Below are 11,490 nucleotides of genomic sequence, written 5' to 3'. Positions count from 1 at the left end.
CCTGGGTGCCGGTGCCTGCCGGGGTGTAGAACGCCGGGATGCCGCTGCCCCCGGCCCGCAGCCGCTCGGCCAGGGTGCCCTGCGGCGTCAACTCCACTTCGAGTGCGCCGGACAGGTACTGCCGGGCGAACTCCTTGTTCTCGCCCACGTAGCTCGACGTCATACGAGCGATGCGCCCGGCCCGCAGCAACAGGCCGAGGCCCCAGTCGTCGACGCCGCAGTTGTTCGACGCCACCCGCAGCCCGGTCGTTCCCGCCAGGAACAGGGCGGCGATCAACGTCGAGGGGATGCCACACAGCCCGAACCCTCCGACGGCCAGTAGTGCGCCATCTGGTATGTCGGCCACAGCCTGCGCGGCCGAGTCCACCACCTTGTCCATACTTGACCCTTCGCTTGTCCCTGGTTGCGGCGAGCCGGACCCAGGGTGTTGACAGTTGCCGGCCGGCCGCACGGAAACCGCGACAGACTTGCCGCCCGTGTCCGCGACCGACGCCCCCAGCACAACCGCGGAGCAAGGCCTGTCTGCTCCGGCGTGGCGATCACGACTCACACGTGGAACGCACCGAGGGGGCAGCGGTGAGCCTGGCCACGCCCACCCCGAACAGGCGGCGCTTTTCGATGCCCACGGACCCACCGCGGCCGGCCTTCGGAATTCCGCCAACGCCGGATGCGGCGACGAGAGGTGGGCTACGGGTGCGGGCCGGTGGCCCCTGAGAGAGGCGGCCTCCGAGGGCGGGGAGGAGGCCGCACAGACACATGCTGGTGGTCATGCTGCCCGGGCGCCTGCCGAGTGCCCGTTCCTGGCGGGCCGCTCGTGACCGGCGAGCGCCAGCCGCCCGGGCAGCGGGTCATCGCAACCGCTGGACGGGCCGCGAAGGCTCGACCCGGGCTTCGACAGCTCCCAAGTGCTCGATCGCCAACCTGACCTCGTCGCCTGCCCGCAGCCAGGGGAAGCGTTCTGAGCCGTGGACTGCGGACAGCTCCAGTACGCAGCCGGTACCGACGGTGCCGGACCCGATCACGTCGCCCGGGAGGAGACGGGTGCCGCGCGAGGCATACGCGACCATCTCCTCGAAAGACCAGGACAGATCCGCCAGGTTGCCCGACGAATACAGCGTTCCGTTGACGTGTGCGGTCATCTCCAGTTCGTAGCCTCGCCCGGACCGCCGCTCGGTCAGTTCGTCAGCGGTCAGCAGGAACGGCCCGAAGGACGTGGCCGAGTCCTTCCCCTTCGCAGGCCCGAGTCCCACTTCCGTCTCGTGCGTCTGGAGATCGCGTGCACTCCAGTCGCACAGGACCATGAATCCGGCGATGTGCGCGGCGGCCTCGGCCGGGGCGATGTCCGACCCCGGCTTGCCGATGACCGCGGCGATTTCCAGTTCGTAGTCGAACTGCTCCGATCCTGGGGAGATCTCCACCGGGTCACGGTGCCCCCGGACGGACGCGGGGTTGGTGAAGTAGAAAGTCGGCTGTTCGTACCAGACGGGGCTGACCTTGCGCCCCAGGGCGCCGTACGCCGTCACCACGTGGTTCTCGAACGACATGAAGTCGCGGATGGACGGCGGCATCGGAACCGGGGCACGGAGCACCGCCTCAGCGGCGAGCAGCACCTCGCCGGGATCGCTGAGCAGCATGTGTCCGGCCTCGGCCATGCCGTCGCCGGGCAGCGCGAGCAGGTCGATCAGCCGCGCTGGACTTGTACTGCCGAGCAGCCGGTCGCCGTTCAGCACTCCTACATGTTCCGTACCGTCGGACGGCGAAAGATAGGTCACCCAGCGCATGGGGAGCCTCCTGGGGTACCGGTTTCCGTCGATCGGCTGGGCGTTACCACGGCGCCGCTCGCGACAAGCCTCTGGATGTGCTCGTCGTCGTAGCCGAGTTCCTTGAGCACTTCCGTGTTGTGCTCACCCTGGAGGGCGGGCACCTGGGGGGCCGTTGTGCCGTCGTGCAGACTGAAGTGCCACGGCGGGCCGGGGATGTTGATCGTCCCGCCGACGCGGTCCGGCACCTTCCTTACCACGCCCCACTGCTGGGCCCATTCGGTCTCGCAGAACTCCGCGATATCGCGCAGCTGCCCCATGGCGATCTTCGCCTCGTCGAACTGTGCGTCAAGGGAGCCCATGTCCTCGAAGCTGTCGATCCAGTCCTGCACCAGGGTGTGCAGCTCGTCCAGGTTCGCCAGCCGCAGTTCGGGCGTGGCGAATCTGGGGTCGTCGGCGAGGTCGGGCCGGCGCATCGCCGCCAGGTAGAAGGGGAATGTCAGGCTGCCGACGAGACTCACCGGCACGACGAAGTCCTTGCCGTCGGGGCCCGTGAAGAACGAGCAGTCCGTGGCTCCCAGGATCGGCGGTTCGGCTCCCATGTCGATGCCGGACAGGTCGACGTGCGTTCGCTCGTTTATCGAGGTCATCACGGCAGCCATCGCCACGTCGATGTACTGGCCCACACCGGTGGCCTCGCGGTGTCGCAGCGCTGCCAGCACGGCGATCGTCGCGTGCAGACCGGCGTAGACATCCGCATGAGACAGCGCGTCGGAGTGGCGTTGCCGGCCCTCGACGCCGAACTGACTGAGGGTGTTGGCGGTGATGCCCACCTCCGCCTGCACGGTCGGCGCGTAAGCCATGCGCGTACGCCAGGGGCCCTGTTGTCCGTATCCGCTGACCGACACGTACACCACGGAGGGATTGCGCTTCGAGACGGCCTCGTAGTCCAGGCCGAAGGAGGCCAGGGCGCCGGGCCGGAAGTTCTCCACGATGACATCGGCGGTGTCGCACAGGCGGAGCACGAGCTCGCGGGCTTCGGGAACGTTCAGGTCCACGCTGATGTTGCGCTTGCCGGCGTTCTGCTGTGCGTAGTAGCCGGTGACCGCTCCCTGTTGGGGGAAGGCCAGGCGCGTCAGGTCACCGCGGGGAGGTTCGATCTTGATGACCTCGGCGCCGAGGTCCAACAGGTGTTTCGCGCAGTGCGGTCCCGCCAGCACGCGGGAGAAGTCGATGACCCGCACTCCTTCCAGGGGAAGCGTCATGACGTCACCGTCCTTCGAAGCGTGCGGCGCCGGGACCGTTCACCTCGATGGAGGCCAGTCCCTCCTTGAGGTCCCGGGACTTCCAGAATTCCTTCTGCAGGTCCTTCATCGCATCGTCGGTCGCGCGTACCCCGTGCTCGACGGCGTAGGAGACGATCGCCTTGGTCGACGCGTGTGCGAGGGTCGGGCCGTTGGCGAGCTCGTGGGCCAGGGTGAGGCTGACGGCGGTCAGCTTGTCGTCCGCCACCACACGGTTGAAGATGTTCCAGCACTCCAGAGTCCTGGCATCGTAGCGTCGGGCCAGGAGGGCCATCTCCTTCGCCCGGGCCGCACCCGCACGCTGGGTGACCCGCTGGATCGCACCCATCAACGGATTCATGCCGATGGTCGCCTCGACGCTCCCGATCTTCGCGGACTCCGCCGCGACAACCAGGTCGCAGGCGAGCGCGATCTCGAAACCGCCGCCGACGCAGACGCCGTGAACCGCGGCCACGATCGGGATCGGCAGCTCGTCGAAGACCTTCAGGGCGCCGGCCAGGTCGAGGTCCGGAGCCACGCCCCGCTGGGCGCTCTGGAAGATCTTCAGGTCGGCGCCGGCGCAGAAGTTACGCAGCCCGCTGCGCAACAGCACAGCACGCGCCCCGCGCTCCTCCGCCCACCTCAGGCCGTGCAACAGGCCGTCCAGGAGTGCTTCGCCCAGGAAGTTGTGCGGTGCCGACTGCATGGTCAGCACGGCCACGTTGCCGTCCATCTGGCGGGCCACGGGGGGTGAGTTCACATCGGGAGCCGCCAGCGGGGCGATCTCACCGAGAGGGTCAACAACCTCGGTGTCCGTCACGTCTTTGTCAGTCACGTCGTCGTGCTCCCGTCCTGATCTTGCCCCGTCAAAGCGTCCGGGGCCGGTGAGACAGCCGGAACGTTATATGCCGACCATCATAGTCGTCAATGCAGGTAGAGCGGTCGAGCTGAAACCATCCACTTGGAATGCCGCACCTGCTGGCATACAATGACTTCATGCCACGCCAAAGCTCCGCGAAGCAGCAGATGATCACCGCCGCCCGCCGCCTCTTTCGCGAGCGCGGCTACCTCGGCACCTCTTTCGCCGACGTCCTGGCCGAGTCGGGCGCGCCGCGCGGTTCGGTCTACTTCCACTTTCCTGACGGGAAGGAGGAGCTTGCCGCAGAGGTCGCCATCGCCCACGCTGCCGAGTCGGTCGCGGTGATCAACCGGCTGACCGACCGGGAACCGAGCGCGTCCGCCCTGCTCAGAGCCTTCGTCGCGCATTTCCGCGACGAGATCGTCAGCAGCGGCTACCGGGAGGGGTGCGCAGTGGCTCCCATCATCTTGGAGGTGGCCGGTGAAACGCCGCGCCTCGCCGCGGTCACCCGCCGGGGTTTCCAGGACATGATCACCACATTGGCCGCGCGCCTCGTGGACAAGGGGCTGGAGTCGGACCGCGCCCGTGACCTGGCAACACTGGCCGTGACCGGAATGGAAGGGGCACTCGTCGTCAGCCGAGCCCTGCAGAGCCCCGAACCCTTCGAGGCGCTGGCGGTCCGACTCTCCGAAGCCGCCGAACCGGATCCCACCCTTTCCGCCTGAGCGGCGGACCCGGGTGTGCGAGCGAGGTGGGCAGCCGCCCGGGCACCCTGGAGTGGAGAAGGTTGTCGTGATGCTGCCGGTGTCACCAGCCGGACCGGCGTGGGGACGCGAAAGGAGACCACGCCCACCGTCCGTCGGTCGAGCGTCGTGCGGCTCCCTGGAGGAGGGCACCGGTCGTCAGCGACGGTGTCCCGGCGGTCGGCCACGGGCTGGTCTCCGCCACAACAGCTGACTTCGATGATCACGGCGCTGTGCGTCGCACTGGTTCCGATGGAATTCCCGACCTGCGCCACGCTTACGAATAGAGGTCGTTTCGTGAAGGTTCTCATTGTCGGCGCAGGGGCCACAGGAGGCTATTTCGGTCTGCGGCTGGCGCAGGCCGGCCGGGACGTGACGTTCCTGGTGCGGCCGAAGCGGGCAGCCGCCTTGCGCGAACGAGGGTTGAGACTGGTCGGCCTCGGCCACGAGGAAGTGGTCACGCCGCAACTTGTGACAGCGGCGGAACTCGACACTCAGTACGACGTAGTGCTGCTGTCCGTCAAGGCGACCGGGCTCAGCCAGGCCATGGACGACCTTGCACACGCAATCGGGCCCACGACCGTGATCGTCCCCTTCCTCAACGGGATGGCACACCTGGACCTGCTCAACGAGCGGTTCGGCAAAGAAGCGGTGCTCGGTGGCGTGGTGAAGGTGGTCACCTCGCTCAATGCGGACGGCGACATCGTGCAGTCGGCACCGCTTGCGACGTTCGAACTGGGCGAGCAGGAGGGCGGGACGAGCGCACGGACGAAGGAACTCACGGCACTACTGGACGTGCCGGGGTACGAGTTCGCGGTGAATCCTGCCATTGTGCCTGCCATGTGGCACAAGTGGGTGTTCATCGCGAGCGTCGGCGCGGTGACCTGCCTGATGGGCGGCACCGTCGGTGAGGTCGTGACTGCCGGAGGGAGCTCCTTCTCCCGGGCTGTCGTCGCCGAGGCGGCGGCGGTGTCGGCCGCGGCGGGCTTCCCCGTGCCCGATGTGACACCGATCGAGACGGCAGTGACCCAGGCAGGTTCGTCGCTGACGTCGTCGCTGTACCGGGACATGACCGCCGGCCACTCGACCGAGGGCGAGCAGATCCTCGGCGACCTGGTCGACCGGGCCCTCCGCCACGACCTGGCCACCCCCTTGCTCAACGCCGCACGGCTGCGCCTGCGCGTGCACGAACAGCAGCGTGCGTGACCCGGTTCGTCCCACCAAACCTCGGGCAATGCAGGGCACCGGGACAGGACTCCCAAGCGACGGCGCCGGATCGACCCGGCCCTGCACGCCCATCGCCGTGAAAGCCGGCCATGGCGTCTCCACTCACCGGTCGACGCCCAGTCAAGCCGCTCGGTGCGGACACCGAGTATTTCCGGGGTGGGCACCGACCAGGTGACGGCTGCTTCTGCAGCGGCGAGGCTCGACGGCCGTGAAAGTGCAGTCGCCCTGAATCTGCGGTTCGCCCTTGGAGTGGCCGCTGAAAAGGCCCACCGGCATCTCCCGGAGCAACGTCTCACGGGTCTGAACCGACCTCAGCTGGCAGCTGATCGCCGTCCGCACGAGCCGATGGGCCTCATGCGCTGAGCCGCGTTCTTCGAGTTCCAGGTCCCCGGCATTCCTCGGTGCGTCGTGCATCACGACAACGGACCGCTCGTCGCGCTGCCATTACATGCGGCCACCAGCCCGGTGACCTGGCCATTACCTCCAATGAGTTAGCCGGTCGCCTGAGGCTGGTGACGATCGGCTGTGGTCGCGCTGGTTGCTGTACTCCGCTGCGGTACGGCAGAAGTTGATCGCCTTCTCGCACGCCCGCCGCGAGCCCTCCCGATGTCCCGCCGCCACGGCAGGGGGTGCGCGCCTACCTCGTTCGGTTCGTTGCTCAACTGAAGGGGAGGCGCCTTTCTTTGGGGCGGCCGGACGGCTGCCCACCGCGATCGCAGGTCCGGGTCGGGCGGTCAGGTGGAAAGGGCGGGTGCGGCTTCGGCAGCTTCGGTGAGTCGGGCCGCCAGTGCCTCGAAGGGTTCGGGGTCCTCCAGGGCTCGGCTGACGACGAGAGCCCCTTCCATTCCGGTCGCGGCCAGTGCTGCCGGTTCCTGAGCGCTTTCGGGCTGCAGTCCTTTGTCCACGAGGCGCGCCGCCATGGTGGTGATCATGTCTTGGAAGCCCCGGCGGGTGACCGCGGCCAGGCGCGGGGTTGAACCGCCCACCTCCAGAACGATGGGGCCACCGGGCACCCCTTGCAGTAGCCGCTGGCCACGATCTCGTCGCGAAAATGCGCGACGAAGCCTGCGAGGAAGGCGGACGCGCTCGACTCTCGGTTGGCCAGCCGGTTGATCAGTGCGACCGACTCGGCAGTGTGAGCGATGTCGACCTCGGCGGCGGCAAGCTCCTCCTTCCCGCCCGGGAAGTGGAAGTAGACCGAACCGCGAGGCGCTCCGGACTCGGCCAGGACGTCGGCGACCGACGTGCCGAGGTAGCCGCGTTCACGGAAGAGGCGTCGGGCGGCGGTGATCATCTGTTGCTTCGCGGAGCTTTGGCGTGGCATGACGCGGTTATATGTCTTTGGGTATAGCAACCTCACCGATTCAGTCCAAACCGATCTCCCTACCTGCATTGACAACTATGATGGTCGACATATAACGTTCTGAGTGTTGAACCAGCCTCGGGCCTTCGGGGAAGTGCGATGCAGGACGAGGGTGCGACCACGTCACCGATCCAGTCGTGACGGAGGCAGAGGCGGTTGACCTGGTCGGCGAGATCGTCCCGACGGCGGCTCCCGACGTGAAATAATCGAAATCACCTCTCACATGGGAGTAGGTAGTCATGTCAGATCACACGACGTTGACACCCTTTGATGGCGTACTCGTCACGATCCGCTCGGAAAAGTCCTTCTTCGAGGTCACCAAGGCCATCGAGTCGAGCTTGCAGCGCTTTACGCCGTCGAAGTTGATGGAATACGTGACACATGCAGATCGCGAGGGACTGGAGGCCTACGTTGCAGAGGTCTCGGCGCCCAGCAAGTTCTCCATTTTCTGGGAATTCGAGCAGGGCTCAACCATGAGGCTGGCTGGAATCCCCATCGAGTCCAAGTTCTACCTGGTCGGTAACGCTGTCATTGCCCGAGGCCTGTTCCAGCACACTGCAGCCGCCGGCCTTGGGGCGCCCGTGCGTATCTGCGTCTCCCAGCGCGATGGTGAGCAGACACGCATCGACATGGACCTGCCTTCCGCGTTCTTCGGAAAGTTCCCCGAAATGCGCGAGTCGGACGTTCCCGAGCTTCTGGACGCCGAGATGGTCAAGGTCTTCGAGGACGCCGCCGCCTAAAACAAGCTGCGAGAGCCGGACGGCTGCACCGCCCGGCTCTCGCAACTGTCCGTCCCGGCCGGAGGCGTCGGGCTCCTCTCGGTTATTTCCGCTCGTTCGACCTGTTGTGCAAACACTGGCACGGCCCGGCTATTACGACACCCCCGCCCAGGCTGCAGAGCGACTCCAGTAGGGCCCCTTGCCCACCGGTGCCGACAACAGGCGTGAACTTTTACGGCTTTATCCAGTGAGCTGATCGCGCTGATCAACCGGCTGTCACCTGAGCGCCGCGTGCTCACCGGCCCAGGCCAAACCCTGGCGTCAGCACCACGCCATTCCACGCATCAAATCCGGCAGCCCCTTGTGGTGTCGGGTTCACCCGAATTCCGGGAACCCCCGCTTTACGTCGATGAGTAGATACACCAGCGCCGAGGTATAGCGATCGCTTTACCTGGTCGGGGTCGTGCCCTCAGAGCCCGGTGACACCTGCGCCGAGCCCCCGCACCCTCGCCGGGGCCAGTCGCCCCCATCCCACCGGAGAGAACCACCGACATGCACATCCAGCATCTGCGCCCGGCGAGGCGAATATCGCGCCCGGTCGGCTTCTGGCTTCTGGCCGCCACGTTCCTTGCGTTCTTTGCCGCGAACAGCGCGCTTTCCCCGCTCTTGGTGGTGTATCAGCACCGCTGGGGCTTCTCGCCGACTACGCTCACCACGATCTTCGCGGTCTATGCCCTGGCCCTGCTGGTTGCGCTGCTGACCGTCGGAGGACTCTCCGACTACATCGGCAGGCGGCCCGTGCTCGCCGCCGCGCTGATCGTCGAGGCCGCGTCCATGGCCGTGTTCCTCATCGCCGACAATATTGGGCTGCTGCTGGTGGCGCGCATCCTGCAGGGGCTGGGGATGGGTGCGGCGATGGGGGCCATCACCGCCGGGCTGGTGGATCTGCAGCCGTCACCCACGTCACGCCTCGCCTCGGTGCTGAACAGCGCCGCCCCGGCCGCCGGGCTGGCCCTCGGGGCGCTGGGCACCGGACTGCTGGTGCAGTACGCCCCCGCCCCCACGACGCTGGTCTTCGTGCTGCTCATCGCCGGCTTCCTGGTGCTGACCGCGGCGGTGTTCCTCCTGCCCGAGCCGATCACGGCTCGGCCGGGCGCCTGGGCCTCGCTGCGGCCGCAACTGGCCGTGCCCTCCCAGGTGCGCCGGGCCTTCCTGGCGACCACGCCCTGCCTCATCGCCACCTGGGCGATCACTGGGTTCTACCTCTCGCTCGGCCCCTCGCTGGCCGTAGGGGTCCTGCACATCGGCAGCCATCTGGTCGGTGCCCTGGCGCTGGCCACGTTCTACAGCGCGGGAACCGTCGCCTCACTGCTGGGGCGCAACCTGGCGCCGCAGCGGGTGATGGCCGCCGGGTGCGTGGCCCTCGCCGCAGGGACCGCTCTGACCCTGCTCGCCCTCGTCGGACCCTCGACGCCGCTGTTCTTCCTCGGAACCGCCCTCGCCGGCGTCGGCTGGGGCAGCTCCCTCCTGGGCTCCTTCGGCTCGCTTGCGGCACTGGCCGGTCCCACTGAACGGGCGAAGCTGTTCGCCTCCGTCTACGTCGTCAGCTACCTCGCCTTCAGCCTCCCCGCCGTGGTGGCCGGGCTGGCCATCCCGTCTCTCGGCCTGCGCGTCACGACGATGTGGTACGGCGCCATGGTGATTGTGCTGGCACTGCTGGCGGTCGCCGGAGCCGCCGTCCGCAGGCGCGCAGCCAGGCCCTTGGCGGCACCGGCCTCTTCCGACGCCCTGGCCACCGTCGGCCCTTCCCACCCGGACGCGGCCAAGACCGCCCGGAGCCAGTAGGGCGCAGCGCCCGGTCCGTCGGGGACCTGGTCGCGACCCGTTGCAGCCCCGCCCCCGGGACCATAGGAGGGCCACGGCTCCGAGGGGGTGATGCCGGCCTGGTCGAGGCGAGCGCCTCGCCGGGATGCTCCCGGGCCACCGACAAGTCCGAGGAAGGACAGCGCCGTCGATCGGAGTGCGGGTCAGGAAGAGCCGCGAGAGCATCCCGGCACCGGCATGGCGCGTCCATCGCTGTGCGAGTCAAGAAGCCCGGGACATCCGATACTTCAGATACTCACTGTCCGAGTGATGCACCAGCTCGCCCGGCTGGATCGGGCTTCCGGCGCGGTCGCGCTGCCAGATGGCCATCTCCAGTGCGGACGGAACCAGTTCGGTCTGCTTGGCCAGTGCCGTGGACCATCCGGCGATGCGCCGGGAGAACGTGTCGACGACGAACGCGACGTAGACGGTACCGGCCCAGGCCACGACGTGCGTGAGGTCGGCGACCCAGCAGCGGTTCGTCGCCGGGGCGTACGAAGTCGCGGGCCACCAGGTCCGGCGCGCGCACCGCCTGCTGGTCGGCGACGGTGGTGTTGATCTTCTTGCCTCGCACGGCTCCGGACAGGCCCTCGGACTTGCGCGTGTGATCGACAATCGGTTGCCTTCTGGCGGGCCGCCGATGCCTTCCATGCTCTCCTCAACAACCGTCACCGACGTCGGCATCCTTGCGCTTCCGGACGGAAAGCCGCCTGCGCGTGGTGCCGGGTAATGCACCGCGATGGACATGACGATCGCCTTGGCCGATGACGGAGTCAGCATCGCTGAAGCCCGCCACCGAGCCGCCGCTTTCCCCCGCGGCCACCCGGCTGCGGTCTTTGAGCGGATCGTGGGCCTGACCCGGCTGGTGATCAGCGAGCTGGTCACCAAACAAGTACGTGCCCGGCCCCGTCCTTGTGCAGCTGTGCTTGGTCGTCGGGGAGGTAAGGGGCACGGGCTGGGACACTGATCCCCTGCTGCCGACAGCCTGGCGGTCACGTCTCGCAGGATCTCCAGTCGGAGATCGGTCCTGATCTGGGCCTCGGCACGGGGTTGTGGCGGTGGACGTACGCGGCTTGGGGCGCCGTTCAGCGTGGGCAAGCACCGGGCCGTTCCCACCGAGGAGTGCTGTACGGGAAGCGGGGACCGCCATTCGAGTGAGCACTCTTCCTGATGTACCTGCGGTAGAAGCAGACGCACACTCCATGGAGAAAAACTGTCATGGCGACAGTAGACATTCCGCCGTCACAGGGTTAGCGTTGTCTTCGCACCCAGAAGTCGAAGTAGGCACAGCAGGCACGAACTGCTGTGCAGGTAGACCAGAAGGACACGGCCCCAGCGGGGCTGTGAGCAGCACCCGCGGTATCCGCGTAATCGAAAGGTAGGAGCAGAACGCCATCAGGATCGCCCGGGCGAGGAAGTAGTTCGCCCGGGTACCGCAAGGCCCCGGATTGGAAGGTGGTCCCCGGTCACGCATTCGCGATCCCCGCAACCCCGCCCTCCCAGGCGGCACCTGCGGAAAGAGAAGGCCGGCGCAGCGCGCCGGTAGATGGTGTTGAAAGCTCGGGGCCCGGGTGCCGTACGGCCCCGGGGCCCCCCCCCCCCCGACGACCTCGCCCCACTCGAATACACACAACCACCCAACCAAAACGCCATACTCGAGGCGACAGAGATCA

11 protein-coding genes are annotated in these 11,490 nt (G+C 67.5%); 4 read left to right on the top strand and 7 right to left on the bottom strand.

The genetic code is table 11. The features are described 5' to 3' along the window. The 4 genes from ACWDEN_RS47015 to ACWDEN_RS47000 all read right to left on the bottom strand — a co-directional run. A partial coding sequence (locus ACWDEN_RS47015) for a CoA transferase subunit A (RefSeq protein ID WP_450864204.1) occupies window positions 1-379 on the bottom strand: 379 nt, incomplete at its 3' end. A 469-nt stretch (window positions 380-848) separates the two neighbouring features. Beyond that, window positions 849-1,781, bottom strand: coding sequence for a fumarylacetoacetate hydrolase family protein (locus tag ACWDEN_RS47010; protein ID WP_450864202.1), 933 nt, complete (start codon window positions 1,779-1,781; stop codon window positions 849-851). After that, window positions 1,769-3,025, bottom strand: a complete 1,257-nt coding sequence (locus tag ACWDEN_RS47005) for a CaiB/BaiF CoA transferase family protein (protein ID WP_351607132.1) — start codon at window positions 3,023-3,025, stop codon at window positions 1,769-1,771. The genes ACWDEN_RS47010 and ACWDEN_RS47005 overlap by 13 nt, the downstream gene beginning before the upstream one ends. 4 nt (window positions 3,026-3,029) lie before the next feature. Continuing rightward, complete coding sequence (locus ACWDEN_RS47000; protein ID WP_450864200.1) at window positions 3,030-3,878, bottom strand: enoyl-CoA hydratase/isomerase family protein; 849 nt, start codon at window positions 3,876-3,878, stop codon at window positions 3,030-3,032. 131 nt (window positions 3,879-4,009) lie between these two features. Between ACWDEN_RS47000 and ACWDEN_RS46995 the strand changes: the two genes are divergently transcribed. Both ACWDEN_RS46995 and ACWDEN_RS46990 read left to right on the top strand, forming a co-directional pair. Continuing rightward, a complete protein-coding gene (locus ACWDEN_RS46995) occupies window positions 4,010-4,627 on the top strand; it encodes a TetR/AcrR family transcriptional regulator (RefSeq protein WP_450864198.1) in 618 nt (205 codons plus the stop codon). A 237-nt stretch (window positions 4,628-4,864) separates the two neighbouring features. Next, window positions 4,865-5,851: a 2-dehydropantoate 2-reductase gene (locus ACWDEN_RS46990; RefSeq protein ID WP_450864196.1), complete on the top strand. Its 987-nt coding sequence runs from the start codon at window positions 4,865-4,867 to the stop codon at window positions 5,849-5,851. Between the two features lie 755 nt (window positions 5,852-6,606). Here the strand turns inward: ACWDEN_RS46990 and ACWDEN_RS46985 are convergent. Continuing rightward, on the bottom strand, window positions 6,607-6,858 hold the full coding sequence (locus ACWDEN_RS46985) for an LmrA/YxaF family transcription factor (protein ID WP_450864194.1): 252 nt from the start codon (window positions 6,856-6,858) through the stop codon (window positions 6,607-6,609). Then, window positions 6,801-7,166, bottom strand: a complete 366-nt coding sequence (locus tag ACWDEN_RS46980) for a TetR family transcriptional regulator (RefSeq protein WP_450864192.1) — start codon at window positions 7,164-7,166, stop codon at window positions 6,801-6,803. The genes ACWDEN_RS46985 and ACWDEN_RS46980 overlap by 58 nt, the downstream gene beginning before the upstream one ends. Before the next feature lie 308 nt (window positions 7,167-7,474). Between ACWDEN_RS46980 and ACWDEN_RS46975 the strand changes: the two genes are divergently transcribed. Next, the gene (locus tag ACWDEN_RS46975; RefSeq protein WP_351607147.1) at window positions 7,475-7,975 is read left to right on the top strand and encodes a DUF302 domain-containing protein; all 501 of its coding nucleotides are present in this window, start codon (window positions 7,475-7,477) and stop codon (window positions 7,973-7,975) included. A gap of 531 nt (window positions 7,976-8,506) precedes the next feature. Continuing rightward, on the top strand, window positions 8,507-9,799 hold the full coding sequence (locus tag ACWDEN_RS46970; RefSeq protein ID WP_351607149.1) for an MFS transporter: 1,293 nt from the start codon (window positions 8,507-8,509) through the stop codon (window positions 9,797-9,799). Between the two features lie 240 nt (window positions 9,800-10,039). Here ACWDEN_RS46970 and ACWDEN_RS46965 read toward each other — a convergent pair whose 3' ends face one another. Beyond that, window positions 10,040-10,564 carry a DDE-type integrase/transposase/recombinase gene (locus tag ACWDEN_RS46965; RefSeq protein WP_450864190.1) on the bottom strand — a complete coding sequence of 175 codons (525 nt, stop codon included), beginning with the start codon at window positions 10,562-10,564 and terminating at the stop codon, window positions 10,040-10,042. Between the last annotated feature and the right edge of the window lie 926 nt (window positions 10,565-11,490).

Source organism: Streptomyces sp. NPDC001153 (assembly GCF_053598315.1).
The sequence above is the reverse complement of the archived record's forward strand: the minus strand, read 5'-3'. Positions and strand labels throughout refer to the sequence as shown.

What these genes read in the sequence shown, in the direction of transcription:
- ACWDEN_RS47005 (WP_351607132.1), bottom strand. Translation starts at nt 3,025, where the DNA reads ATGACGCTTCCCCTGGAAGGAGTGCGGGTCATCGACTTCTCCCGCGTG.
- ACWDEN_RS47010 (WP_450864202.1), bottom strand. Translation starts at nt 1,781, where the DNA reads ATGCGCTGGGTGACCTATCTTTCGCCGTCCGACGGTACGGAACATGTA.
- ACWDEN_RS46970 (WP_351607149.1), top strand. Translation starts at nt 8,507, where the DNA reads ATGCACATCCAGCATCTGCGCCCGGCGAGGCGAATATCGCGCCCGGTC.
- ACWDEN_RS46965 (WP_450864190.1), bottom strand. Translation starts at nt 10,564, where the DNA reads ATGTCCATCGCGGTGCATTACCCGGCACCACGCGCAGGCGGCTTTCCG.
- ACWDEN_RS46990 (WP_450864196.1), top strand. Translation starts at nt 4,865, where the DNA reads ATGATCACGGCGCTGTGCGTCGCACTGGTTCCGATGGAATTCCCGACC.
- ACWDEN_RS46980 (WP_450864192.1), bottom strand. Translation starts at nt 7,166, where the DNA reads ATGATCACCGCCGCCCGACGCCTCTTCCGTGAACGCGGCTACCTCGGC.
- ACWDEN_RS46995 (WP_450864198.1), top strand. Translation starts at nt 4,010, where the DNA reads ATGCCGCACCTGCTGGCATACAATGACTTCATGCCACGCCAAAGCTCC.
- ACWDEN_RS46975 (WP_351607147.1), top strand. Translation starts at nt 7,475, where the DNA reads ATGTCAGATCACACGACGTTGACACCCTTTGATGGCGTACTCGTCACG.